Source organism: Streptomyces cucumeris, assembly GCF_024295805.1.
GTDB classification, from domain to species: domain Bacteria; phylum Actinomycetota; class Actinomycetes; order Streptomycetales; family Streptomycetaceae; genus Streptomyces; species Streptomyces cucumeris.
Genome location: NZ_JANCLX010000045.1, coordinates 18019 through 44216 on the forward strand (window position 1 = coordinate 18019; position 26198 = coordinate 44216).

Here is a 26198-nt window from a genome sequence, read left to right on the forward strand (position 1 = left end):
TCCACGTTGATCGGCGCAACCGATCCCGTAACGATCTTGTGGAGCTCTCCACCGCACTTCGCCACAGCGGGCATCGTTACCATTCCGTGGACGCACATTGCGACGACCACTGACGACCACTGACGAAGAGGGACGGGCAAGCGCGTGGCCGATGCGGCTGACCTCCGGGGGAACACTTCCGCTCGTGCCCGTCGATGGCTGCGGCACACGGCGGCATGGCTCGCGGCCGTGCCGGTGCTCGCGGGCGGAACACAGCTCCCCGCGGCGCCCACCGCCTACGCGGCCCCGGCGGAGCACACGGCCCGGACGACCCAGGCGGTCTCCGCGGCGCCATCCGAGAGCAAAGTCACCCGCTCACGCTCCGTGGACGTCGCCATCACGTCGATGACGCCCACGGCGCCGAAGAAGGGCGACACGATCACGGTCGATGGAACCGTGACAAATGGCACCAAAACGGCCATCTCCGGTGCGCATGTCGGCCTGAGGACCGGTTCGCCGCTCAACGGCCGCAACGCGATCGACAGCGCCGCCAGAAGCACCAGCTACTCCCCGGCCACGGACGGCGCCGAGATCGGCGGCAAGTACACCAAGAAGATCGGCAAGCTGGCGGCCGGTGCCAGCCGTGACTTCTCGCTCTCCATACCGGTGGACAAGCTCAACCTCGGCCAGGACGGCGTCTACCCGCTCGGAGTCTCCCTCAGCGGACAGACCCAGAACCGGCCCTGGCCGCAGGTGCTGGGGATCCAGCGCACCTTCCTCCCCTGGCAGACCAGCCCGGCGGACAAGAAGTCCCAGCTCACCTTTCTGTGGCCGCTCATCTCCTCCACCCATATGACTCCTCGTACGGAGAACGACGAGGACCGCACCCCCATCTTCCGCGATGACAGCCTCGTCAAGGAGCTCTCTCCGGGCGGCCGGCTGCAGCAGATGGTGACGCTGGGGAAGAGTCTCCCCGTCACCTGGGTGATCGACCCCGATCTGATCGCCACGGTCGAGTCGATGACCAAGGGGTACGAGGTACAGGGCCCCAAGGGCGCGGACGACGACACGACCCCGGGCCGCGGAGAGGCCGTCGCCAAGCAGTGGCTCAACGACCTCCAGAAGGCCGTGGAGAACCACCAGGTGGTCGCGCTCCCCTTCGCCGACCCCGACCTCGCCTCCGTCGCCCACCGCGGCAAGAACTACGGCGCGCTCCGCCACCTCCAGGACGCCACCGAGCTCGCCTCCAGCACCCTGCAGACCGTGCTCGAGGTGAAGCCCCGCACCGACTTCGCCTGGCCGGTGGACGGAGCGGTCGACTCCTCCGTCGTGGATGTCGCCACCTCCGCGGGCGCGCACAACGTGATCGCCCGCAGCGACAGCTTCCGGGAGACCGGCGGTCTCTCCTACACCCCGACCGCGGCCCGGCAGATCGGCGGCGGCAACACCGCGGTGGTCGCCGACGCACGGCTCTCCACCGCGTTCAGCGGCGACATGTCCACGCCGGAGAACTCCACACTCGCCATCCAGCGGTTCCTGGCCCAGAGCCAGATGATCAACCTCCAGGATCCGGACAAGCAGCGCAGCATCGTCGTCGCACCGCAGCGGATGCCCACCGCCAGCCAGGCGCAGGCCATGGCGGCGGCCCTGAAGGGCCTTCCCGGGCAGTGGAGCGAGCCGCTGGACCTGGGCCGGGCCGCCAAGGCCAAGCCCGACCCGAACGCCACCCAGCGGGTGCCCGGCGCCGGCGCGTACCCCCAGGCGCTACGCAAGCAGGAACTGCCCGTCGAGGCGTTCAAGGGCATCCGGGACACCCAGGCGACCCTCGACAGGTTCGAGCGGATCCTCACCGCGAAGAACCGGGTGGCCCCGCCGTTCGGCAATGCGATCCGGCGCGACATGTCCACTTCGTGGCGGGGCGAGGCACAGAAGGCGGCCGGTTTCCGCCATGGTGTCGCGAGCTATCTGCAAGGGCTCACCAAGAAGGTGCGGCTGGTCCCGAAGTCGAACATGACGCTGTCCGGGCGGAGCGCCACCATCCCGGTGACCGTGCAGAACAACCTGCTGCAGGGGGTCGAGCTGCGGCTGGTCCTCACCTCGCAGCAGGAAAACCGGATGGAGATCAGCGAACCGCAGGTCGTCACCGTGGAAGGCGGCCACAGCCAGTCCGTGAAGTTCGGCACCACGGCGAACGCGAACGGACCGGTGTGGGTCACGGCACAGCTCCAGACCCCGGACGGCCAGCCTTACGGCAAGGCGAGGACGTTCCAGGTGAACGTCACCGAGATCACCTCGACCGTCATCCTCGTGATCGCGGGCGGTGTACTGCTGCTGGTCCTCGCCGGCATCCGGATCTACCTCCAGCGCAAGCGGTCCGCAGCGGGCGATGAGGACGAGACGGACACGGAGCCGGGCGCCGAGGACGCGGACGACACCGATGACGCCGAGAGCGCCGCGGAGTCCGGGAGCGAAGAGACCGAAAAATGTGACGCGTTCCACGCTCTGGTGCCCGAGCAGCCGAGTGACCCGGCGGCGGACACCGGATCGCAAAGCGCTGACCCGTCCGGCTCGGGTGAGAAAGTGGAGCATTGAGCAATGCCCGGGCCGGCCGGCCGCAGCGGACGATGAGGTGGGGTAGCGATGAACGCGCCATATGACGGTGATGGCCAGGGGCCGCCACCGCCACAGCCGTCCCCGCACACTCCCCACGACCCGTACGGACCGGAGCCGCACCAGAGCGATCCGTATCTGGGCGACGCCCAGGCACCCGCGGCCGACCCCCGCCAGGCGTACGGGCAGCCGCACTACACACAGGATCCGTACCTCCAGGACCCGTACGTCACCGGCACCTACACGCCCTACCCCTACGCGTCGGCACCGCAGGACGGCTACGGCCATGATCCGCTGACGGATCCGCTGTACGACCGGGCCGCGCCCCCGCAGGGCGGCCATTCGCAGCAGTCCTACCCCCAGCAGGCCGCCGCGCCGCAGGGCCACGCCCCGCATGCCTGGCCGCCGGCCGCCGGGCAGGCACCCGCCGGCCCCCCGCAGGCGCAGTACGCCGACCCCGCCGCCCAGGGATACCCGGGCGCGGGCGGCGGCTACGGGCCGGGGGAGCAGCCCCAGCAGGACGCCTTCGCGCATCTCTACCGCGATCAGCAGCCATACGAGCCGCGCCGCTCCCCGGGCGGTCCACAGAGCCCCCAGGGCTATCCGCAGCCGCCTTCCCAGGGTCAGGCCCCGGTGCCCGGCCCCGCGCGGCCCGAGCCCCCCTCCGGGCCCGCCTCGGCCGCCGCACCGACGGTGGCCGCACCGGTGATCACCGAGCCGCCCGCCGAGGAGCCCCCCGCCAGGCGCTCCGGCGGCCGCGCGGCGAGCCTGCTCCAGTCCAGCGCGCTGATGGCCGCCGGAACCCTGGTCTCCCGGCTGACCGGCTTCGTCCGGCAGATGGTGATCATCGCGGCGCTCGGCGCCGCGACCCTGGGTGACACCTACGCCGTCGCCTACACCCTGCCGACGATGATCTACATCCTCACCATCGGCGGCGGTCTGAACTCGGTGTTCGTCCCGCAGCTCGTCCGTGCCATGAAGGAGGACGACGACGGCGGCATCGCCTACGCCAACCGACTGCTCACCCTGGTGATGGTGGTCCTCGGCGTCCTCGTCGCCGTGGCCGTGTTCGCCGCCCCGCTGCTGGTGCGCATGATGTCGGCGGACATCGCCGGGAACCCCCCGGCCAACGAGGTCGCGGTCACCTTCGCCCGCTACTGCCTGCCCACGATCTTCTTCATGGGCGTCCATGTGGTCGTCGGGCAGATCCTCAACGCCCGTGGCCGCTTCGGCGCGATGATGTGGACCCCGGTCCTGAACAACATCGTCATAATCTTCACCTTCGGCCTGTTCATCTACGTGTTCGGCACGGCCAGCAGCTCGAAGATGGAGGTCAGGACGATCACGCCGGAGGGCATCCAGCTGCTCGGCGTCGGCACCCTCCTCGGACTGGTCGTCCAGTCGCTCGCGATGTTCCCCTATCTGCGCGCCTCGGGCTTCCGGTTCCGGCCGCGCTTCGACTGGCGGGGACACGGCCTCGGCAAGGCCGCCAAACTGGCCAAGTGGACCGTCATGTTCGTCCTCGCCAACCAGGTGGGCGTCGTCGTGGTGACCCAGCTGGCCACCTGGGCCGGGTCCAAGGCCGACAACCAGGGCTTCCCCGGTACCGGCTACCTCGGCTACTCCAGCGCGCAGCTCATCTGGGGCATGCCCCAGGCGATCATCACCGTCTCGGTGATGGCCGCCCTGCTGCCCCGGATCTCCCGCGCGGCCGCCGACGGCGACGCGGGCGCGGTCCGCGACGACATCTCGCAGGGCCTGCGCACCTCCGCCGTCGCCATCGTGCCCATCGCCTTCGCGTTCGTGGCGCTCGGCATCCCCATGTGCACGCTGCTGTTCGGCGCCTCCGGCACCGAGGCGGCCCAGTCCATGGGCTACATGCTGATGGCCTTCGGCCTCGGCCTGATCCCCTTCTCGGTGCAGTACGTGGTCCTCCGCGGCTTCTACGCCTACGAGGACACCCGCACCCCCTTCTACAACACGGTGATCATCGCCGCCGTGAACGCCGCCGCCTCCGCGCTATGTTTCCTGGTGCTGCCCGCCCGCTGGGCCGTCGTCGGAATGGCCGCCGCCTATGGGCTGGCCTACACGATCGGCGTAGGCGTGGCGTGGAAGCGTCTGCGTGTCCGTCTGGGCGGTGATCTCAACGGTCGCCACGTGGTGCGCACCTACACCCGTCTCGTGGGCGCCAGCGTCCCCGCCGCCCTTCTCGGCGGCGGGGCGGCCTACACCATCACCCAGTCGCTCGGCTCCGGCCTCATGGGCTCCCTAGCGTCCCTGACGGGCGGCGGTCTCGTTCTTATCGCGGTCTTCTACATTGCGGCGAAACGGATGCGGATCGAAGAGCTGACGGCCATGGTCGGTATGGTGCGCGGACGACTCGGTCGCTGATCATTGAGCACAACCATCGTCCGCCATCGCGTGTCGTGCATAGCGGCGGACTGTGGGCACAATTGTCTTGGCTCGGAGCAGGCGCAACGGATGGGGAGGCAGGAACGACGGTGGCGGAACGGAGCACGGCTGCCGTCGACGTGGCCGACAGCGGTGATGAGGAGCCGCTGACCGCCGAGGCGGGTAAGGCCACGGCCGACGGGGCGGGGACGGAAGAGAAGGCCGGCAGGGACACAGAGGCCGCGGGATCGGCCCGGGAGACGGGCACCGCGGCCGACGCGAACCCGCCCGAATTGCACAGCGGTCACAAACTCGCCAGACGCTACCGTCTGGAGGAGTGCGTCACCCGTCTGGACGGATTCAGCAGTTGGCGTGCCGTGGACGAAAAACTGCGCCGCGCCGTCGGCGTACACGTCCTCCCGGCCGACCATCCGCGGGCCCGCCCGGTCCTCGCCGCCGCGCGTTCGGCGGCGCTCCTGGGCGACCCCCGATTCGTCCAGGTCCTCGACGCCGTCGAGGAGAACGACCTGGTCTACGTCGTCCACGAATGGCTACCCGACGCCACCGAGCTCACCGCCGTGCTGGCGTCCGGGCCGCTGGAGCCGCATGACGCCTACCAGTTGGTCAGCCAGGTCTCGCAGGCGATGGCCGCCGCCCACCGCGAGGGGCTGGCCCATCTGCGCCTCAACCCCGGCTCTGTGCTGCGCACGGAATCCGGCCAGTACCGGATCCGCGGCCTGGCCGTACTGGCCGCCCTGCGCGGTATCAGCACCGAACACCCCCAGCGCACCGACACCGAGGCCATCGGCGCACTGCTGTACGCGGGGCTCACCCAGCGCTGGCCCTACGAGCGGGACGCCCACGGACTCTCCGGGCTGCCCAAGGGCATGGGGCTCATCGCCCCCGACCAGGTCCGCGCCGGAGTCCACCGCGGGCTCTCCGAGCTCGCGATGCGCGCACTGGTCAACGACGGTGCCACCGCGTCCCGTCAGGACCAGCCCTGCACCACCCCCGAGGAGTTGGCGAAGGCCGTCTCGGCGATGCCGCGCATCCGGCCGCCCGAGCCCGCCTTCACCCCCACTCCGGCCTATCAGCGCACCACGTACCAGCAAGGCGGCTACGGCCAGCCGACGCCGCGTGGCGGTGCCGCACGCACCACAGCGCCCGCTCCCATGCCTCCACCGCCCCCGCTGCAGACCCGCACCGGCAAGGCGCTCAAGTGGGCCGTTTCCGCGCTGCTCATCGCGGCCCTGGGCCTGGGCAGCTGGCAGCTCGCCGACACCCTCCTGAAGGACGAGAACAAGTCCGACCCGGGCAAGTCCACCAGTGAGAAGGACGACGAGAAACCCCCGAAGGTTGCCACCAAGCCGATCACCATTCAGAAGGCGACGGAGTTCGGCCCCTCGATGAAGCCCGACACGGCGAGACTGGCCGCGGACGGCGATACCAGCACCGCCTGGGTGACCTTGGGGTTCTTGGGCTATCCGAACTTCGGCAATCTGGGCAACTACGCGGACGGAAGCGGCATCGTCGTGGACCTCGGCAGCGTCAAGAAGGTCTCCGATGTCGATGTCACCTTCCGCGGATCCGGCCATGAGGTCGAGATCCTGGCCGCGGCCAAGGACGCGTCGGACGTGAGCACCCTCAGCGCCTTCTCCCAGAAAATCACGTCTCCGAAGAACGCGGGCGGTCAGCTTTCCGTCTCACTCGACAAGCCCGTGGAGACGCGATACGTACTGGTCCACATCAAGAAGCTGCCGGCGACCAGTCCGGATCGCTACCGTGGCGGGATCTCGGAGATCAAGCTCAAGGGCTGACCCCGGTCGGTCCGTCATGAGGGGAGGAGGCTCGACGTTGGACGACGCCACCACCGGCGAGGCGAGCGACGCCGAGCTCCTCGCCCGGCATGTGAAGGGCGATCCGGACGCCTTCGGCGAGATAGTGCGGCGCCACCGCGACAGACTCTGGGCGGTGGCGCTGCGCACGCTCGGCGACCGTGAGGAAGCCGCCGACGCGGTCCAGGACGCGCTCGTCTCCGCCTACCGTGCCGCCCATACCTTCCGCGGCCAGTCCGCCGTGACGACCTGGCTCCACCGCATCACGGTCAACGCCTGTCTGGACCGGGCCCGTAAGGCGGCCTCCCGCCGCACCTCCCCGGTCGCCGAGACCGACCGGCTGGAGCAACTCCTCGAGCCGCATGAGTCGGCCGCCGCCCCCGCCGAGCGCGGCGATCTCCACCGAGAACTCCTCCAGGCACTGCGCACCCTCCCCGCCGAGCAGCGCGCCGCGCTCGTACTCGTCGATATGCAGGGATATCCCGTCGCGGAGGCGGCGGCGGTCCTGGAAGTCCCCACCGGTACGGTGAAAAGCCGCTGCGCCCGGGGACGTGCCCGACTCCTCCCCCTCCTGTCGCATCTCCACCCCAATGGGCGGGGTAGTACCTCTTCGGGCGGGGGAAGGAACCGGACGCAGGGGACGTCCGTCCCACCGACGGCAGGACCGAATGACACAGATGCCGTGAAGGGCGGAGGTGGGCGAGCGTGACATCCTCGACGGACACGGACGAGCACCCGGACGTCGCGGAGATCTCCGCGCTCACCGAGGGACAGCTCTCCCCGACCCGGACCGTCGATGTGCGCACTCATCTCGCGAGCTGTGCGCTGTGCGCCGATGTACGGTCCTCGCTCGACGAGATCCGCTCACTGCTCGGCACCCTCCCGGGCCCCGTGCAGATGCCCGCCGATATCGCGGGCCGTATCGATGCGGCTCTCGCCGCCGAAGCACTTCTGGACGCGACCACGCCTGAGGCCACGGATCCTGAGACCTCGAAGAGCCGCGCCGGAGTTTCACGTGAAACTCCGGGGCCCTCGACCGATCGCGTTTCACGTGAAACGGCCGAGGAGACCGATCACATGGCAGGTGCGGCCAAGCCTTCCGTGACCGCGGACCGGCCCGCCGGGCGGGCTCGGGGTACCACCGGTCCGGGCCGCGGGTCCTCCCGTCCCGGCACTCGCTCCGGTCGCGCCCGCCGCTGGCCGAGGGTTCTCCTCGGCTCCGCTTGTGCCGCCGCCGTCATCGGCCTGGGCACGTTCTTCGTCCAGGAAGTCACCTCGGGCGGCGACAGCGACACTCCCAGCGCCTCACAGAACTCCACCGAGGGCCGGGACACCGTGTCGGCCGGGACTCTCAAGGACCGAGTCCACGAGATGCTCACCGACCGTAAGGCCACCGCCTCGCCCGGTGTCGCCTCCAAGGACACACCCGACGTACCGCTCCGCGCACAGGATCCGAAGGTCCCTTCCTGCGTCCAGAAGGGCATCGGCCGCACGGAACCGGCGCTTGCCGCCCAGCAGGACACCTACGACGGCAAGGCCGCCTATATCGTCGTGCTGCCGCACCCCTCCGACAGCTCGCGGGTCGACGCCTTCGTGATCGATGCGTCCTGTGTCTCCTCCGCCCCATCCTCCACCGGGAAGCTCCTGGAGACGCGCACCTACCCTCGGGGCTGAGGTACGGCGCACACAGGCCCCGCCTGACGCCATCCGGGAATGCCGGACCCGTAGGATCCGTTGGGTGGGGTGGCAGCGTTTTCCGGGGAATCCGGGGCCGCCGCCCAGTCAGCAGTGGCAGTCGGCAGAGACAAGGAAGACATCCGTGAGCGACGTCCGCAACGTGATCATCATCGGTTCCGGGCCCGCCGGCTATACGGCCGCGCTCTACACCGCCCGCGCTTCCTTGAAGCCGCTGGTCTTCGAAGGCTCCGTGACCGCCGGTGGTGCTCTCATGAACACCACCGACGTGGAGAACTTCCCCGGTTTCCGCGAGGGGATCATGGGCCCGGACCTCATGGACAACATGCGGGCCCAGGCCGAGCGCTTCGGCGCCGAGCTCATCCCGGACGACGTGGCCGCGGTCGACCTCAGCGAGGACATCAAGACCGTCACCGACTCGGCGGGTACCATCCACCGCGCCAAGGCGGTCATCGTGACCACCGGCTCCCAGCACCGCAAGCTGGGTCTGCCCCGTGAGGACGAGCTCTCCGGCCGTGGTGTCTCGTGGTGCGCCACCTGTGACGGCTTCTTCTTCAAGGACCAGGACATCGCCGTGATCGGCGGCGGCGACACCGCGATGGAGGAGGCGACCTTCCTGTCGCGCTTCGCCAAGTCGGTCACCGTCGTCCACCGCCGGGACAGCCTCCGTGCCAGCAAGGCGATGCAGGAGCGCGCCTTCGCCGACCCGAAGATCTCGTTCATCTGGGACAGCGCGGTCACCGAGCTCCACGGTGACGGCAAGCTCTCCGGTCTGACCCTCCAGGACGTCAAGACCGGTGAGACCTCCCAGCTGCCGATGACCGGGCTGTTCATCGCGATCGGCCACGACCCGCGCACCGAGCTGTTCAAGGGCCAGCTGAACCTGGACGACGAGGGCTACCTCAAGGTGGAGTCCCCCTCGACCCGGACGAACCTCACCGGGGTCTTCGCCGCGGGCGATGTCGTGGACCACACCTACCGCCAGGCGATCACCGCGGCGGGCACCGGCTGTGCCGCCGCTCTGGACGCCGAGCGGTACCTCGCCGCCCTGGGCGACGGCGACGCCACCGTCTGACTCCGCTTCCCACCCCCTGCACCAACCCACTAAGGAGATAGCCATGGCCGGTGCCACGGTCACCGTGACGGACGCCAACTTCGAGGAGACCGTCCTCAAGAGCGACAAGCCGGTACTCGTCGACTTCTGGGCCGCCTGGTGCGGTCCGTGCCGTCAGATCGCCCCGTCCCTGGAGGCGATCGCGGCCGAGCACGCCGACAAGATCGTCATTGCCAAGCTGAACATTGACGAGAACCCGGCCACCGCCGCCAAGTACGGCGTGATGTCGATCCCGACGCTCAATGTCTACCAGGGCGGCGAGGTCGCCAAGACCATCGTCGGCGCCAAGCCGAAGGCCGCCATCGAGCGCGACCTGGCTGACTTCATCGGCTGAGCGCACAGCCACCATGCGAAGGGGCCGCCCCGGAGGGCGGCCCCTTCGTGTTTCACGTGGAACTCTCAGAGCGGACGGAGCGCCGGCTCCTTCTGGACCGCACCGAGCAGCCGGTCCAGGGCGAGCTCGACATCTTCCTTCCAGGAAATCGTCGTTCTCAGCTCAAGTCTCAGCCGGGGGTACCGATGGTGGGGACGGACGGTCTTGAAGCCCACGGCCAGCAGGTGGTCGGCGGGCAGGACACACGCCGGTTCCTTCCAGGTGGCGTCCCCGAACGCCTCGATCGCCCGGAAGCCCCTGCGGATCAGATCCTTGGCGACCGTCTGCACCATCACCCGGCCCAGCCCCTGCCCCTGATAGCCGGGCATCAGCCAGGCCGTCATCAGCTGTACGGCATCGGCACCGACCGGGCTCGTGGGAAAGGCCGTGGACCGCGGCACATAGGCGGGGGGCGCGTAGAGCACGAAGCCGACCGGCACCTCATCGACATAGACCACCCGGCCGCAGGAGCCCCACTCCAGCAGGACCGCGGAGATCCACGCTTCCTTCTCCAGCTCCGGACGTCCGGCCCTTACCGCGGCTTCACCGCTGACGGGGTCGAGCTCCCAGAAGACACAGGCGCGACAGCGCTTGGGGATGTCCGGGAGGTTGTCCAGCGTGAGCGGTACGAGCCGACGCCCCATGAAGCCAGTCCTTCACTTCCATGGCCAGCCGCGGCACGGGCGGCTGACAGAGCACTACGCTCCCTGATCAGACTGCCGACGAAACCGCCGACAGCTCCCAGGCCCAGTCCTGTGGCCAACAGTCCGGTGCGGCTCACCGATCGCATGGCCCTGCCCTCCGCATGAGGAGCCTCCACATGGATCCGCCCAACCTGGTCGCATCGTATCCGTGCGGCGAAAGCACCGATACCGCCCTTGGGAAAAGAACAGGTCGTGTTCCGACCTGATCGGAACACGACCCGCCCCACACTGCCAGTCCGTACGACACGACCGTACGGCCACTGGCCTACTCGTCCTCGTCGTCCGCCTCCGCGAGCGACTGCTCCATCACCGGTCCCGCACCGGGGGCGAGGGTGCCGAGAATACGCTCAAGATCCTCTATCGAAGCGAACTCGACGACGATCTTTCCCTTCTTCTGGCCCAGGTCGACCTTCACCCGGGTCTCGAAGCGGTCGGAGAGCCGCGACGCCAGATCCGTGAGCGCGGGGGACACCCGGGTACCGGCGCGCGGACCCTTGGCCTTCGCTGTACCACCCGAACGGGACCCCATCAGGGTGACGATCTCCTCGACCGCGCGCACCGACAGCCCCTCGGCGACGATGCGGTGCGCCAGCCGGTCCTGCTCCTCCGCGTCATCCACGGAGAGCAGGGCTCGTGCGTGTCCGGCGGAGAGCACCCCGGCGGCGACCCGGCGCTGAACGGCGGGGGAGAGCTTCAGCAGCCGCAGCGTGTTGGAGACCTGGGGACGCGAACGCCCGATGCGGTCCGCCAACTCGTCATGGGTGCAGCTGAAGTCCTTGAGCAACTGGTCGTAGGCGGCCGCCTCTTCCAACGGGTTCAGCTGGGCCCGGTGCAGGTTCTCCAGCAGCGCGTCGAGAAGGAGCTTCTCGTCCTCGGTGGCCCGGACGATCGCCGGAATCTTCTCCAGCCCAGCCTCACGGCAGGCCCGCCACCGGCGCTCGCCCATGATGAGCTCATAGCGCTCGGGCGCCAGCTGCCGCACCACGACGGGCTGGAGGAGACCGACTTCCTGGATCGAGGTGACCAGTTCGGCGAGAGCGTCCTCGTCGAAGACCTCACGCGGCTGACGGGGGTTGGGGGTGATGAAGTCCAGCGGCAGTTCCGCGAAATGGGCTCCGGCCACCTCCTCCGCCGGCGCCGGCGGAGCGGCTTCGGGCTCCGGCTCCCGCGGTGCTTCGGTTTCCTGTGAAACACCGTTGGAGGCCAGTGCGGCCACCTTGGCGGCCGCGACTCCACGCTCCTGGGTGAGCACCGGGACCGCGGTCGGTGAGGTGGTGCCTCCGGACGTGGTGACCGTTCCCGCCCCCGCCCGGGGTCCGGAGTTGTCCGCCCCCTTCGGCGCGGGAGGGATCAAGGCACCGAGCCCACGGCCCAGCCCTCTGCGTCGCTCACTCACTGAATCCCCTCCTGCATGCTGTGCTGGTCGTGCTGGCTGATCTCGGGCAGGGCATGAGCGTGCTGGGCGTCGTACTGCACGTCCACTCCCCTGAGCGCGATCTCTCTCGCCGCCTCGAGGTAGGAGAGCGCCCCGCTGGATCCCGGGTCATAGGTGAGGACCGTCTGCCCGTAACTGGGGGCTTCGGAGATCCGCACCGACCTCGGGATGCTGGTTCTGAGGACCTCTCCACCGAAGTGGCTGCGGACCTCGTCCGCCACCTGCGAGGCCAGCCGGGTACGGCCGTCGTACATCGTGAGCAGGATGGTCGAGACATGGAGCTTGGGGTTGAGATGGCCGCGGACGAGATCCACGTTCCGCAGCAGCTGGCCGAGTCCCTCGAGCGCGTAGTACTCACACTGGATGGGGATCAGCACTTCGGCGCCCGCGACCAGCGCATTGACCGTCAGCAGTCCGAGCGAGGGCGGGCAGTCGATGAGGATGTAGTCCAGCGGTTGCTCATAGGACTGGATGGCCCGCTCCAGTCGGCTCTCGCGTGCGACCAGCGAGACCAGCTCGATCTCGGCGCCGGCGAGATCGATGGTCGCCGGAGCGCAGAACAGTCCCTCCACATCGGGGACCGGCTGCACCACATCGGACAGGGGCCTGCTGTCGACCAGCACGTCGTAGATCGATGGAACCTCGGCATGGTGGTCGATCCCCAGCGCCGTCGAGGCATTGCCCTGCGGGTCGAGGTCGATCACCAGCACACGACCGCCGTGCAGAGCGAGTGAGGCAGCCAGATTGACCGTGGTCGTGGTCTTGCCGACCCCGCCCTTCTGGTTGGCCACCACGATCACCCGGGTCTGTTCCGGTCGCGGCAGCCCCTCGCCGGCCCGGCCCAGAGCTTCCACCGCCAGCTGGGCGGCGCGGCCAATGGGGGTGTCGTCCATCGGGGGCGGCGTTTCACGTGAAACATCCTCCCCCGCCGATTCGGTACGGGGGCCGGGGACCGGGTCGGTCATCGGCCCCGCGATGTTGGCGTCGGACCGCAAGGATTCACTCTCCTCGACATCAGGCTCGCGATGAGGAGAGCCTGCCATGCTTTTGGGGTCGTGAACCAGCGAGGCCCGTTCTCCTGTGGATGAATCCACGTCCTGACGGGGTCGGCGGTCGCGGGGCAAGGCCGCCGCACGACCGCGACTGATGATTCCATGCAGCAGGGAGCGACGTTTCACGTGAAACACGATGCATGGATAGGCCTGGCGTTCTGCCGCGACACTCCGGATTGCGTAGTTTAGCCAGCTTGTATGGAGCACGTCCGCCCTCCATACGGAGGGCACTTCACATACGAATCAGACCGGTATCCGCGTCACGGCCGCACTCACGGCCTGCGCCGCGGGCTCCGTCGTGCCGCCTTGGCCCGCTTGGCCGCGAACCGCACTCCTCCGGGACTCTCCCCGACCTCCACCCGCACCACGGTGGACAGCGGATCGACCACACCCTCACCGACGTGCAGTACGGAGGTGTCCACCACGCCCAGCTTGCCCAGCGCCGCACGGGCCTGCTTGAGCTCCTCCTCGGCGGTGTCGCCCTTCAGCAGGAGCATCTCTCCGTAGGGCTTCAGCAGCGGAACCCCCCAGCCCGCCAGCCGGTCCAGCGGGGCCACCGCCCGGGCCGTCACCACATGGACCGGAGGCAGCTTGCCCAGGACCTCCTCGGCACGGCCCCGGACCACCGTCACATGGTCGAGCCCGAGCAGCTCCACGACCTCCTGGAGGAAGTTGGTACGGCGCAGCAGCGGCTCCAGCAGCGTGATCCGCAGATCCGGCCGGGTCAGTGCGAGCGGGATACCCGGCAGCCCCGCGCCCGAGCCCACATCGCAGACGGTGACCCCCTCCGGGACCACCTCGGAGAGCACGGCGCAGTTCAGCAGATGCCGCTCCCACAGCCGCGGCACCTCACGCGGACCGATCAGCCCGCGGGTCACCCCGATATCGGCCAGCAGCTCTCCGTAGCGGACGGCCTCCGGGAAGCGCTCACCGAATACCTCCCTCGCCTCGTCGGGCGCCGGGGGGAGCTCCGCTGCTTCCGTCACGGGGACCGTCCTTCCGTACCGCACTCTGTGGCTGAACGCTGGTGCAAGGCTGACTGATGCAAGGCTGACAAGATTCGGCCCCGTCTGCGCGCAGACGGGGCCGTGTGCAAGATGAAGCCGGACCGGGTCAGGCCGGGAGCACGACCACGCAGCGCTGGGGCTCCTCGCCCTCGGACTCACTGCGCAGCCCCGCCGCGGCCACCGCGTCGTGGACGACCTTCCGCTCGAAGGGCGTCATCGCCTTGAGCTTCACCGGCTGGCCGGTGCCCTTCGCCTCTTCCGCGGCCTTGGCGCCGAGCGCCGTGAGCTCGGTCCGCTTACGGGCCCGGAATCCGCTGATGTCGAGCATCAGCCGACTGCGGTCGCCGGTCTCCCGGTGGACGGCGAGCCGGGTCAGCTCCTGAAGGGCTTCCAGCACCTCGCCATCGCGTCCGACCAGCTTCTGGAGGTCACGGCTGGTCGAGTCACTGATGATCGACACCGCAGCGCGATCGGCCTCGACGTCCATGTCGATGTCGCCGTCGAGGTCCGCGATGTCCAGCAGCCCCTCGAGGTAGTCGGCCGCGATCTCCCCTTCCTGCTCCAGGCGGGTCAGGGTGTCGACGCCCTCGGCGGCCGGGGTGGTGCCTTCCGTCACGGATGGACTCCTTCGTTACTTCTTGGAGGGGTGCTTGGGGCGCTGCTGGCCCTTGCGCTGCCCGGACTTCGTGGTGCGGGAGGAGCCGCCGGCCGGCTTGCCGCCCTGTGCCGCCTTCTTCTCCGGCTTCTGTGCCTCGTCCTTGCCGGATTCCTTGGCGAGCGAGGTCTTGGCGGTGCCACCGGACTCCGCCCTGGCGCGGCCCTGGCCCTGAGTGCTGCCCGAGGTGCGCTGCGACTTGCTCTGCCGCTTGGGCTGCTGACGGTTGGCGCGCGCCGTCTCGGCGGCCTCCTTGGCGGCGACCTCGGCGGGCTCTTCCTTCAGCTTGCCCTGGGCGCGCAGGCGCTCCTGGCGGGCCTGGAAGGCGACGCTGCCCGGGGTGGGGTTCCGGCGGATGATGAACATCTGCTGGCCCATGGTCCAGACGTTGGTGGTCAGCCAGTAGACGAGGACACCGACCGGAAAGTTGATGCCGAAGACGGCGAACATGATCGGGAAGACGTACATCAGCATCTTCTGCTGCTGCATGAACGGCGTCTTCACCGTGAGGTCGACGTTCTTGGTCATCAGCTGGCGCTGGGTGAAGAACTGCGAGGCCGACATCAGGACGATCATGGTGACCGTCACGACCCGGACATCGGTCAGCGAGGCGCCGAGCTGCTCGACCTGGGAGGCGGACGACATGAACTTCACGGACAGCGGGGCGCCGAAGATATGGGCGTTACGGGCGCTGTCCAGCAGTCCCTGGTCGATGAAGCCGACCGTCTTGTTGTTCGCGATGTGGTTGAGCACCTGGTAGAGCGCGATGAAGAACGGCGACTGCGCCAGGATCGGGAGACAGCTCGAGAGCGGGTTGGTGCCCGTCTCCTTGTAGAGCTTCATCATCTCTTCGGACTGACGCTGCCGGTCGCTCTTGTAGCGCTCCTGGATCGCCTTCATCTTCGGCTGGAGCGCCTGCATGTTCCGGGTCGCCTTGATCTGCTTCACGAAAAGCGGGATCAGACAGATCCGGATCAGGACCACCAGGGAAACGATCGACAGACCCCACGCCCAGCCACTGTCCCGGTCGAACATGAGGCTGTAGAACGAGTGGAACTGGACGATGATCCAGGAAACTACGTCATAAAGAGGACCGAGGATCGTGTCCACGAATCAGGCTCCTTGGGCGTTGGGCTGGGTCTCGGGCTGTGCGGCAGGCTCCACAGCCGGATGCCCGCCGAGGCGGTTCCGCAGCCGCTGGTGCCACACCGGACGCTTCCGGGGCGGAACGTGGTCGACGCCACCGAGCGACCACGGGTTGCAGCGCAAGATGCGCCAGGCCGTCAGCGCCGTTCCTTTCACCGCACCGTGCCGGTCAATGGCCGTGTAGCCATAGTGCGAGCACGACGGGTAGTACTTGCAGACCGGGCCCAGCATCGGGCTGATGGTCCACTGGTACAGCTTGATCAACCACAGCAGCGGGTACTTCATCGCGGCACCCCTCCCAGTAGCCGCTGCACCGCCGTGTCGAGATCGCGGGCCAGCTGGTCGTGACCCGCCTCACCCGCACCGGGCAGTGCCCGTACGACCACAAGGCTACCTGCGGGAAAACGATCGAGCCGGTCCCGCATGAGATGGCGCAGCCTCCGCTTCACCAGATTGCGGACGACGGCACCGCCGACCGCCTTGCTCACGACGAAACCCGCACGCGCCGGGGGAGCACTCCCCCCGGATGCGTGCGGGTCCCTGTCACCGCTGGTGAGGCCGCTGCGAAAGTGCACGACAAGGAGCGGGCGACCGGCCCTGCGTCCTCGGCGTACCGCGGCCGCAAAGTCCTCGCGCCGCCTCAGCCGATGCTCGGTAGGCAGCACGTCATGGACCTTGAGGTCAGGCTGCTCAGGCCGACAGGCGGGCGCGACCCTTGCTGCGGCGGGACGCGAGAATCGCGCGGCCGGCACGGGTGCGCATACGCAGCCGGAAGCCGTGGGTCTTCGCGCGGCGGCGGTTGTTCGGCTGGAAGGTGCGCTTGCTCACTCGGGGGCTCCAGAAATGAATCGGGTGGTGGCGGGAGATCGCCTGGCTGTCACCGTGCGCCCACGAGAAGCTCGCAATACGCCCGAGTGCACCGCTTCACGATCGTGGATCATGATGTCCGCGATCATTGCCCATCGGAGGCAGGCGGCAGCAGCCATCGACAACTCGACCTGGTTACGGTACGCGCGGTTACGCCATCCGGTCAAACCGGTGGATGCCACGGCCACACTACCCGCTCCGCCCGCGCCGGACGGGGGCAGGGGAACGCCCGGCGACATCGCATGGCACATTTGTACACACCCTGTGGACAACGACTTGAACCGCGCACCCCGGCCTGACTACCGTGGCCGGGCTCCGATTCCTTCACGCCCGTCCCGAGAACCACACATTCGTGGGACCCGTCGGCGTCCCCCACCCAGCGAGTGAGAGAGCGTGCCCTGTGGCTGACGTACCCGCCGATCTTGCCGCAGTGTGGCCACGCGTACTCGAGCGGCTGCTCGGAGAGGGCGCGGCGGGACAGGGCGGACAGGGCGTCGAGGCCAAGGACGAGCACTGGATCAAGCGGTGCCAGCCGCTCGCGCTCGTCGCCGACACCGCGCTGCTGGCCGTCCCCAATGAATTCGCCAAGGGCGTACTCGAGGGCAGGCTCGCCCCGGTGGTCAGCGAGACGCTGAGCCGGGAGTGCGGCCGCCCCATCCGCATCGCGATCACCGTCGACGACTCTGCCGGAGAGCCGGTCGTCCCGCAGCAGACCCAGCGCGATCAGCGCGAGACATATGAGAGCCGGGAGCAGCGGGAGACGTACGACGGCTACGACGGCCGGGAGAACTACGGCCGTCCGCAAGCCTCCGACGAGCTGCCCACGGCCCGCCCCGCCTATCCCGGCTATCAGCCGCCGCGTCCCGAGCCCGGCGCCTGGCCGCGCCCGCGGGACGACTACGGCTGGCAGCAGCAGCGGCTCGGCGGCTTCACCGAGTCCGATCCCTATGCTTCACAGCCCTCCTCCACCGGCTACGACCAGCAGCCGTACGACCCGCAGCGGCAGCGCGGCGACTACCGGAACCCGGCGGCGGAGCGCCCCGGCCCCGGCGCCAACGGCGGGCACCACGGTCACAGCGGTCACAGCGGTCACGACAATTCCGGTGGCCCGGGCGGCCCGGGCGGACGCCCTGCGTCCGCCCCGGAGCGTCCGCCGTACGAGCAGCAGCGCCACGATCTTCCCGATCCGCTGGAGCGCGGCCGCGGCGGACCGCCGGTACTGCCCTCTCAGACCGGCGCGCCCGGTCCGCTGGCCGCACAGCCCGCGCCGGCGTCCGGTCCCGGTGAGCCGACCGCCCGGCTGAACCCCAAGTACCTCTTCGACACCTTCGTCATCGGCGCCTCCAACCGCTTCGCCCACGCCGCCGCGGTCGCGGTGGCCGAAGCACCGGCCAAGGCGTACAACCCGCTGTTCATCTACGGGGAGTCGGGGCTCGGCAAGACCCATCTGCTGCACGCGATCGGGCACTATGCCCGCAGCCTCTACCCCGGCACCCGGGTGCGCTACGTGAGCTCGGAGGAGTTCACCAACGAGTTCATCAACTCCATCCGCGACGGCAAGGCGGACGCGTTCCGCAGGCGCTACCGCGACATGGACATCCTGCTGGTCGACGACATCCAGTTCCTGGCGAGCAAGGAGTCGACGCAGGAGGAGTTCTTCCACACCTTCAACACCCTCCACAACGCCAACAAGCAGATCGTGCTGTCCTCGGACCGGCCGCCCAAGCAGCTGGTGACCCTGGAGGACCGGCTCCGCAACCGCTTCGAGTGGGGTCTGATCACGGATGTGCAGCCGCCCGAGCTGGAGACGCGTATCGCGATCCTCCGGAAGAAGGCGGTGCAGGAGCAGCTGAACGCGCCGCCGGAGGTGCTGGAGTTCATCGCCTCCCGGATCTCCCGCAACATCCGGGAGCTGGAGGGCGCGCTGATCCGGGTGACGGCCTTCGCGAGCCTGAACCGGCAGCCGGTGGACCTCGGTCTCACCGAGATCGTCCTGAAGGACCTGATCCCCGGCGGCGAGGACGCGGCCCCGGAGATCACCGCCACCGCGATCATGGCCGCGACCGCCGACTACTTCGGACACACGGTGGACGACCTGTGCGGCGCCTCGCGCAGCCGGGTTCTGGTGACCGCGCGGCAGATCGCGATGTACCTGTGCCGGGAGCTCACCGATCTGTCGCTGCCCAAGATCGGCGCCCAGTTCGGCGGGCGCGACCACACGACCGTCATGCACGCCGACCGCAAGATCCGGGCGCTGATGGCCGAGCGGCGCTCCATCTACAACCAGGTGACCGAGCTGACGAACCGCATCAAGAACGGCTGACAGCGGGGCACGGACGGCTGCCACGAGCCACTCCGAGGGCGCTCCGGGAGGACAACTCCCGGGGCGCCCTTCGTCGTTCGACGGCCGCGCTGTTCGAATCCGCGTCGGGGCGAAGCGATTCTCCACAGATCGGCGGCAAATCCCCCATCCACACCCTGGGGACGTGTGAGTTGTCCAGATCCCATCCACAGGCCGGGTCACCAGGATCGCATCACCCGAGGTCAGCCGGTTGTGGAATTGTGGCTATCCGGAGTCCACAGACTGTGGACGACGGCTTTGCCCACAGGGCCCGGATCGAGTTGTCCACCGCCCGCCCACAGGAGGAAGGCGGTTGCCCACAGCTTTTCCCCATCGTCGTCCACTGTTCGGCAACGAAACGGGCACGGTCACCGGGTCGAGTGAAAGGCGTCACACCAAGGAGGCGGGTTGGGCTGTGGGGAAGCCGGGTAAACCTGGGGACAGCGCTGGGGAGAACCGGGGTTTGTCTGTGCATCGCATGTGCAGAACTTTCCGGCATCCACAGATCGCCTCGGTTTTCCACGGGCGCCGCCCACAGGCGCAGTGGATAAAAAACCGCTCCTGGCCTGGGAAGACGGAGTTATCCACGGTATCCACAGGCCCTACTACTACGACCACAGAGTTGTAGCCGGGAAATCGCTTCGAAGTGGGGCCTGTGCACAACCTCGGGCCGAGCCGCCCGACACCCCGGGCGCCGACTTGACCCCGAGCCGCACCGACTGTCGGCGGCGTACGTCAGACTGGTCTCCGGCGACTCAGCCGACGACGAAGGCCAGCAGGGCGAGCCAGCAACAGCAGGAGGCGGTTCCGGTGAAGATCCGGGTGGAGCGCGATGTACTCGCGGAGGCAGTGGCCTGGACGGCCCGCAGCCTTCCGGCCCGTCCGCCGGTGCCCGTCCTCGCGGGCATCCTGCTGAAGGCCGAGGAAGGCGCGCTCAGCCTCTCCGGCTTCGACTACGAGGTCTCGGCCCGTGTCTCGGTGGAAGCCGACGTGGAGGACGACGGCACGGTCCTGGTCTCCGGCCGTCTGCTCGCCGACATCTGCCGCGCTCTCCCCAACCGCCCTGTGGAGATCTCCAGCGACGGTGTACGCGTCACCGTCGTCTGCGGCTCGTCGCGATTCACACTCCACACACTGCCTGTGGAGGAGTACCCGGCGCTGCCGCAGATGCCCACCGCGACCGGCACCGTTCCCGGTGACGTCTTCGCCGCCGCCGCCGCCCAGGTCGCCATCGCGGCCGGCCGTGACGACACCCTCCCGGTGCTCACCGGCGTCCGGATCGAGATCGAGGGCGACACCGTCACCCTGGCCTCCACCGACCGCTACCGCTTCGCCGTCCGCGAGTTCCTGTGGAAGCCCGAGACCCCGGACATCTCCGCGGTCGCCCTGGTGCCCGCCAAGACGCTCCTGGACACCGCCAAGTCGCTGACCAGCGGTGACACCGTTTCGCTCGCGCTGTCCGGCTCCGGTGCCGGTGAGGGCCTGATCGGTTTCGAGGGCGCCGGCCGCCGTACCACCACCCGGCTGCTCGAAGGTGACCTGCCGAAGTACCGCACGCTTTTCCCGACCGAGTTCAACTCCGTCGCGGTGATCGAGACCGCCCCGTTCGTCGAGGCCGTCAAGCGCGTGGCCCTGGTCGCCGAGCGCAACACCCCGGTGCGGCTCAGCTTCGAGCAAGGCGTGCTGATCCTCGAGGCCGGTTCCAGCGACGACGCACAGGCTGTGGAAAGGGTCGACGCCCAGCTCGACGGCGACGACATCTCGATCGCCTTCAACCCGACCTTCCTGCTGGACGGCCTGAGCGCGATCGACTCCCCGGTCGCCCAGCTCTCCTTCACCACGTCCACCAAGCCCGCCCTGCTGAGCGGCAAGCCCGCCGTGGACGCCGAGGCGGACGAGGCGTACAAGTACCTGATCATGCCGGTCCGGCTGAGCGGATGAGTCCGAGCGAATGAGCGGGTGTAGCCCACAACTGTGCGGCAACCCTCGGGCGTAGGCTCGGCCTCAGGTGCGTCACGCAATGTCTACGGCATAAGGATCAACTGATGGAGCTCGGTCTCGTCGGCCTCGGCAAGATGGGCGGCAATATGCGCGAGCGCATTCGCCGCGCAGGCCACACCGTGATCGGATACGACCGCAACCCGGACGTCGCGGATGTCCACAGCCTCGACGAGCTTGTGGGCAAGCTCAAGGGGCCGCGCGTGGTGTGGGTCATGGTCCCGGCGGGTGTTCCCACCCAGATCACCATCGACGAGCTGGCCGAGCTCCTGTCACCGGGTGACATCGTCGTCGACGGCGGAAACTCCCGCTGGACCGACGACGAGAAGCACGCCGAGCAGCTCAACGCCCGGGGCATCGGCTTCGTCGACTGCGGTGTCTCCGGCGGTGTCTGGGGCCTGGAGAACGGCTACGCGCTGATGTACGGCGGCGCGTCCGAGCATGTCGCCAAGGTCCAGCCGATCTTCGACGCGCTCAAGCCCGAGGGTGAGTACGGCTCGGTCCACGCGGGCAAGGTCGGCGCGGGCCACTTCGCCAAGATGGTCCACAACGGCATCGAGTACGCCATGATGCAGGCCTTCGCCGAGGGCTGGGAGCTGCTGGAGGCCGTGGACTCCGTCACCGACGTCCGCGAGGTCTTCCGCTCCTGGCAGGAGGGCACGGTCATCCGCTCCTGGCTGCTGGACCTGGCGGTCCGCGCCCTGGACGACGACGAGCACCTGGCCGAGCTGAAGGGCTATGCGGCGGACTCCGGCGAGGGCCGCTGGACGGTAGAGGCCGCGATCGACAACGCGGTGCCGCTGCCCGCGATCACCGCATCGCTGTTCGCCCGCTTCGCCTCGCGCCAGGACGACTCCCCGCAGATGAAGATGATCGCCGCGCTGCGCAACCAGTTCGGCGGCCACGCGGTGGAGAACTCCAAGTAATCCGCCCCCACGGGGGCACAGCACTGCCGGGGGAGGTCGGCGCAGCCCATCATGCACGTCACGCATCTCTCGCTCGCCGACTTCCGCTCGTACACCCGGGCCGAGGTCGAACTCGGCCCGGGTGTCACCGCTTTCGTCGGTCCCAACGGGCAGGGGAAGACCAACCTCGTCGAGGCCGTCGGCTATCTCGCCACCCTCGGCAGCCACCGGGTCTCCTCCGACGCCCCGCTGGTGCGGATGGGCGCCGAGCGGGCGGTCGTCCGGGCCGCGGTGGTCCAGGGCGACCGGCAGCAGCTGGTGGAGCTGGAGCTCAATCCCGGCAAGGCCAACCGCGCGAGGATCAACCGCTCCTCGCAGGTCAGACCGCGTGATGTGCTGGGGATCCTGCGCACGGTGCTGTTCGCGCCCGAGGACCTCGCTCTGGTCAAGGGCGATCCGGGCGAGCGCCGCCGCTTCCTGGACGAGCTGATCACCGCCCGCGCCCCGCGGATGGCGGGAGTCCGCTCCGACTACGACCGGGTGCTCAAACAGCGCAACACCCTGCTCAAGACCGCCGCGATGGCCCGGCGGCACGGCTCGCGCGGCGGCGGTGACGGGGCGCTGTCCACCCTGGACGTCTGGGACCAGCATCTGGCCCGCGCCGGTGCCGAGCTGCTCGCCCAGCGCCTTGAGCTGATCTCCGTCCTCCAGCCGCTCGCCGAGAAGGCGTACGAGCAGCTCGCCCCCGGTGGTGGACCGGTCCTGCTGGAGTACCGCTGCTCGGCGGGCGAGGACCTGGCCGCGGCCACCGGCCGGGAGGAGCTCTACCAGCGGCTGATCGCCGCACTCACCGAGGCCCGCAAGCAGGAGATCGAGCGCGGTGTCACCCTGGTCGGCCCGCACCGCGACGACCTGGTGCTGAAGCTGGGGCGGCTCCCCGCGAAGGGGTACGCCAGCCATGGCGAGTCCTGGTCGTACGCGCTGGCGCTGCGGCTGGCCTCCTATGAGCTGCTGCGCACCGAGGCCGGTGAGCCGGTCCTGATCCTGGACGATGTCTTCGCCGAACTGGACGAGCGGCGCCGCGAGCGGCTGGCCGAGCTGGTCGCCCCCGGTGAGCAGGTGCTGGTCACGGCGGCGGTGGAGGACGACGTCCCGCGGCTGCTGACGGGCACGCGCTACGCGGTGTCCGACGGCGAGGTCCGGCGCGTATGACGGACGCCCCACAGCAGCCGACACCGCCCGAGCCCTCGGGCGTCGATCTGGCCCGGGTCGCGCTGCGCGCCGCCAAGGAGCAGGCGCGGGCCCGCGGTGCCGCGGCCCAGCAGAAGAAGCAGGCGCGCCGCGGGGGCCTGCGCTCCGGCGCGCGCGCCGACGGCCGTGATCCGCTCCCCCTCGGTGCCGCGATCAACCGGCTGATCACCGAGCGCGGCTGGGAGGCCCCGGCCGCCGTCGGCGGGGTGATGGGCCGCTGGCCGCAGATGGTCGGCCCGGAAGTGGCCCAGCACTGTGAGCCGCAGCGGTACGACGAGGACGCCCGGGTGCTGACCGTGCGCTGCGACTCCACGGCGTGGGCGACCCAGCTGCGGCTGCTCGCCCCGCAGCTCGTCGCCCGGCTGAACGCCGATCTCGGCCAGGGCACGGTGAAGTTGATCAAGGTGTTGGGGCCCGGCGGTCCGTCGCGCCGCTACGGTCCGCTGCGCTCTCCGGGGTCCACCGGACCGGGCGACACCTACGGTTGATCACACCTGGTGAACGGGTGAGCACAGGGTGATGTATGAGACCCCGGTCACCGTAGCCGGTGGTTGACAGCCCGAAGCGCTGAGTGGCGGCGTGAGCCTCTTGGAGCCCTTCCCCAGATATGGGGAGTCGGTGGCGACCGGTTCAGGGCGGCACATGCGGACTCAGGCGCCAGCAAGCCCCCATTCTTGTCGGCGCTACCGGTAGACTGAGCGGGTACACCGTCGCTTGCGCGTCGAAGCGCACGCGGACACATGTTGAACGACGCAGCCGCTCCCGCCTGCCCCGGAGACGGCTTGTGCTGTGCCAGAAAGGGCGCTTCGTGGCCGATTCCGGCAACCCCATCGAAAACATTTCGTCCGATGACGGCGAGGGCCTGGCCCCGCCGTCGTACGACGCCAGTGCGATCACCGTCCTGGAAGGTCTGGACGCGGTCCGCAAGCGACCCGGTATGTACATCGGATCCACCGGCGAACGCGGTCTGCACCACCTCGTCCAGGAAGTCGTCGACAACTCCGTCGATGAGGCCATGGCCGGTCACGCGGACACCATCGACGTCACGATCCTGGCCGACGGCGGCGTTCGCGTCGTCGACAACGGCCGCGGCATCCCGGTGGGCATCGTCCCGTCCGAGAACAAGCCCGCCGTGGAGGTCGTGCTGACCGTGCTGCACGCGGGCGGCAAGTTCGGGGGCGGCGGCTACGCCGTCTCCGGTGGTCTGCACGGCGTCGGTGTCTCCGTGGTCAACGCGCTGTCGACCAAGGTCGCGGTCGAGGTCAAGACGGACGGCTACCGCTGGACGCAGGACTACAAGACCGGCGTTCCGACGGCCCCCCTCGCGCGCAACGAGGCCACGGACGAGACGGGTACGACGGTCACCTTCTGGGCCGACGGTGAGATCTTCGAGACGACCGACTACTCGTTCGAGACGCTCGCGCGTCGCTTCCAGGAGATGGCGTTCCTCAACAAGGGGCTGACCATCTCGCTGACCGATGAGCGCGAAGCCCATGTGGACGAGGAGGGCAAGCCGCTCGCGGTCAGGTACTACTACGAGGGCGGCATCGTCGACTTCGTGAAGTACCTGAACTCCCGCAAGGGCGAGCTCGTCCACCCCTCGGTCGTCGACATCGAGGCCGAGGACAAGGAGCGGATGCTCTCGGTCGAGATCGCGATGCAGTGGAACACCCAGTACACCGAGGGTGTCTACAGCTTCGCCAACACCATCCACACCCATGAGGGCGGCACCCACGAGGAGGGCTTCCGGGCCGCGCTGACGTACCTGATCAACAAGTACGCGCGCGACAAGAAGCTGCTCCGCGAGAAGGACGACAACCTCACCGGTGAGGACATCCGCGAGGGTCTGACCGCGATCATCTCGATCAAGCTGGGCGAGCCGCAGTTCGAGGGTCAGACGAAGACCAAGCTGGGCAACACGGAGGCCAAGACCTTCGTCCAGAAGATCGTCAACGAGCACCTCGCGGACTGGCTGGACCGCAACCCCAACGAGGCGGCCGACATCGTCCGCAAGGGGATCCAGGCGGCGACCGCCCGGGTCGCGGCCCGCAAGGCGCGCGATCTGACCCGCCGCAAGGGGCTGCTGGAGACGGCGTCGCTGCCGGGCAAGCTCAGCGACTGCCAGTCCAACGACCCCGAGAAGTGCGAGATCTTCATCGTCGAGGGTGACTCCGCCGGCGGCTCGGCCAAATCCGGCCGTGACCCGCAGTACCAGGCGATCCTCCCGATCCGAGGCAAGATCCTCAACGTCGAGAAGGCCCGTGTCGACAAGATCCTGCACAACAACGAGGTGCAGGCGCTGATCTCGGCGTTCGGCACCGGTGTGCACGAGGACTTCGACATCGGCAAGCTCCGCTATCACAAGATCATCCTGATGGCGGACGCCGACGTCGACGGCCAGCACATCAACACTCTGCTGCTGACCTTCCTCTTCCGCTTCATGCGGCCGCTGGTCGAGGCCGGGCACGTCTTCCTGTCCCGTCCGCCGCTCTACAAGATCAAGTGGGGTCGGGACGAGGTCCAGTACGCGTACTCCGACCGCGAGCGGGACGTTCTCATCCAGGCCGGCCGCGAGCAGGGCAAGCGCATCAGGGACGACTCGATCCAGCGCTTCAAGGGTCTGGGCGAGATGAACGCCGAAGAGCTGCGCGTGACCACCATGGACATCGACCACCGCGTGCTCGGCCAGGTCACCCTGGACGACGCGGCGCAGGCCGACGACCTGTTCTCGGTCCTCATGGGCGAGGACGTCGAGGCACGGCGCTCGTTCATCCAGCGCAACGCCAAGGATGTCCGCTTCCTCGACATCTGAGTCGGCCCCCAGCCGCAGACGACAGAAG

At 68.9% G+C, this 26198-nt stretch carries 22 protein-coding genes; 13 read left to right on the plus strand and 9 right to left on the minus strand.

The window, feature by feature from the left end; translation table 11 throughout:
* Positions 1-144 precede the first annotated feature (144 nt).
* The 7 genes from NMK44_RS37835 to trxA all read left to right on the plus strand — a co-directional run bounded on the left by NMK44_RS37835 (position 145) and on the right by trxA (position 9958).
* A complete protein-coding gene (locus NMK44_RS37835; protein WP_254752016.1) occupies positions 145-2571 on the plus strand; it encodes a DUF6049 family protein in 2427 nt (808 codons plus the stop codon).
* A gap of 48 nt (positions 2572-2619) precedes the next feature.
* Positions 2620-4980, plus strand: coding sequence for a murein biosynthesis integral membrane protein MurJ (murJ, locus tag NMK44_RS37840; RefSeq protein WP_254752018.1), 2361 nt, complete (start codon positions 2620-2622; stop codon positions 4978-4980).
* 110 nt (positions 4981-5090) lie between these two features.
* The gene (locus NMK44_RS37845) at positions 5091-6797 is read left to right on the plus strand and encodes a protein kinase family protein (protein WP_254752020.1); all 1707 of its coding nucleotides are present in this window, start codon (positions 5091-5093) and stop codon (positions 6795-6797) included.
* A 16-nt stretch (positions 6798-6813) separates the two neighbouring features.
* On the plus strand, positions 6814-7524 hold the full coding sequence (sigM, locus tag NMK44_RS37850; protein WP_254752022.1) for an RNA polymerase sigma factor SigM: 711 nt from the start codon (positions 6814-6816) through the stop codon (positions 7522-7524).
* On the plus strand, positions 7521-8489 hold the full coding sequence (locus NMK44_RS37855) for an RsmA family anti-sigma factor (RefSeq protein WP_254752024.1): 969 nt from the start codon (positions 7521-7523) through the stop codon (positions 8487-8489). The genes sigM and NMK44_RS37855 overlap by 4 nt, the downstream gene beginning before the upstream one ends.
* A gap of 145 nt (positions 8490-8634) precedes the next feature.
* Positions 8635-9585: a thioredoxin-disulfide reductase gene (gene trxB / locus NMK44_RS37860; RefSeq protein WP_254752026.1), complete on the plus strand. Its 951-nt coding sequence runs from the start codon at positions 8635-8637 to the stop codon at positions 9583-9585.
* Between the two features lie 43 nt (positions 9586-9628).
* Positions 9629-9958, plus strand: a complete 330-nt coding sequence (gene trxA / locus NMK44_RS37865; RefSeq protein ID WP_254752028.1) for a thioredoxin — start codon at positions 9629-9631, stop codon at positions 9956-9958.
* 65 nt (positions 9959-10023) lie between these two features.
* Here trxA and NMK44_RS37870 read toward each other — a convergent pair whose 3' ends face one another.
* The 9 genes from NMK44_RS37870 to rpmH form a co-directional block, all read right to left on the minus strand.
* On the minus strand, positions 10024-10641 hold the full coding sequence (locus NMK44_RS37870; protein WP_254752030.1) for a GNAT family N-acetyltransferase: 618 nt from the start codon (positions 10639-10641) through the stop codon (positions 10024-10026).
* A 325-nt stretch (positions 10642-10966) separates the two neighbouring features.
* On the minus strand, positions 10967-12097 hold the full coding sequence (locus NMK44_RS37875) for a ParB/RepB/Spo0J family partition protein (RefSeq protein WP_254752032.1): 1131 nt from the start codon (positions 12095-12097) through the stop codon (positions 10967-10969).
* Entirely contained in the window at positions 12094-13179 is a 1086-nt protein-coding gene (locus NMK44_RS37880) for a ParA family protein (RefSeq protein ID WP_302889096.1), read from the minus strand. The genes NMK44_RS37875 and NMK44_RS37880 overlap by 4 nt, the downstream gene beginning before the upstream one ends.
* 281 nt (positions 13180-13460) lie before the next feature.
* Positions 13461-14174 (minus strand): 16S rRNA (guanine(527)-N(7))-methyltransferase RsmG, encoded by a 714-nt coding sequence (gene rsmG / locus NMK44_RS37885; protein WP_254752034.1) that lies wholly within the window; start codon positions 14172-14174, stop codon positions 13461-13463.
* A 127-nt stretch (positions 14175-14301) separates the two neighbouring features.
* On the minus strand, positions 14302-14811 hold the full coding sequence (locus NMK44_RS37890; protein WP_254752036.1) for a Jag family protein: 510 nt from the start codon (positions 14809-14811) through the stop codon (positions 14302-14304).
* A 15-nt stretch (positions 14812-14826) separates the two neighbouring features.
* Positions 14827-15960, minus strand: coding sequence for a membrane protein insertase YidC (yidC, locus tag NMK44_RS37895; protein ID WP_254752038.1), 1134 nt, complete (start codon positions 15958-15960; stop codon positions 14827-14829).
* 3 nt (positions 15961-15963) lie between these two features.
* Positions 15964-16281: a membrane protein insertion efficiency factor YidD gene (yidD, locus tag NMK44_RS37900; RefSeq protein WP_030827780.1), complete on the minus strand. Its 318-nt coding sequence runs from the start codon at positions 16279-16281 to the stop codon at positions 15964-15966.
* On the minus strand, positions 16278-16661 hold the full coding sequence (rnpA, locus tag NMK44_RS37905; protein WP_254752040.1) for a ribonuclease P protein component: 384 nt from the start codon (positions 16659-16661) through the stop codon (positions 16278-16280). The genes yidD and rnpA overlap by 4 nt, the downstream gene beginning before the upstream one ends.
* A gap of 25 nt (positions 16662-16686) precedes the next feature.
* Positions 16687-16824: a 50S ribosomal protein L34 gene (rpmH, locus tag NMK44_RS37910; protein WP_003956500.1), complete on the minus strand. Its 138-nt coding sequence runs from the start codon at positions 16822-16824 to the stop codon at positions 16687-16689.
* 439 nt (positions 16825-17263) lie between these two features.
* On the opposite strand from rpmH, the gene dnaA reads away from it, so the two are divergent.
* From dnaA to gyrB, 6 genes are all read left to right on the plus strand, one after another.
* Entirely contained in the window at positions 17264-19186 is a 1923-nt protein-coding gene (dnaA, locus tag NMK44_RS37915) for a chromosomal replication initiator protein DnaA (protein ID WP_308358757.1), read from the plus strand.
* An 828-nt stretch (positions 19187-20014) separates the two neighbouring features.
* Positions 20015-21145 carry a DNA polymerase III subunit beta gene (dnaN, locus tag NMK44_RS37920; protein ID WP_254752042.1) on the plus strand — a complete coding sequence of 377 codons (1131 nt, stop codon included), beginning with the start codon at positions 20015-20017 and terminating at the stop codon, positions 21143-21145.
* A gap of 104 nt (positions 21146-21249) precedes the next feature.
* The gene (gene gnd, locus NMK44_RS37925; RefSeq protein ID WP_254752044.1) at positions 21250-22128 is read left to right on the plus strand and encodes a phosphogluconate dehydrogenase (NAD(+)-dependent, decarboxylating); all 879 of its coding nucleotides are present in this window, start codon (positions 21250-21252) and stop codon (positions 22126-22128) included.
* Positions 22129-22179: 51 nt separating this feature from the next.
* The gene (gene recF / locus NMK44_RS37930; RefSeq protein WP_254752046.1) at positions 22180-23319 is read left to right on the plus strand and encodes a DNA replication/repair protein RecF; all 1140 of its coding nucleotides are present in this window, start codon (positions 22180-22182) and stop codon (positions 23317-23319) included.
* A complete protein-coding gene (locus tag NMK44_RS37935; RefSeq protein ID WP_254752048.1) occupies positions 23316-23846 on the plus strand; it encodes a DciA family protein in 531 nt (176 codons plus the stop codon). The genes recF and NMK44_RS37935 overlap by 4 nt, the downstream gene beginning before the upstream one ends.
* A 296-nt stretch (positions 23847-24142) precedes the next feature.
* Positions 24143-26170, plus strand: coding sequence for a DNA topoisomerase (ATP-hydrolyzing) subunit B (gene gyrB / locus NMK44_RS37940; RefSeq protein WP_308358759.1), 2028 nt, complete (start codon positions 24143-24145; stop codon positions 26168-26170).
* The last annotated feature ends 28 nt before the right edge of the window (positions 26171-26198 follow it).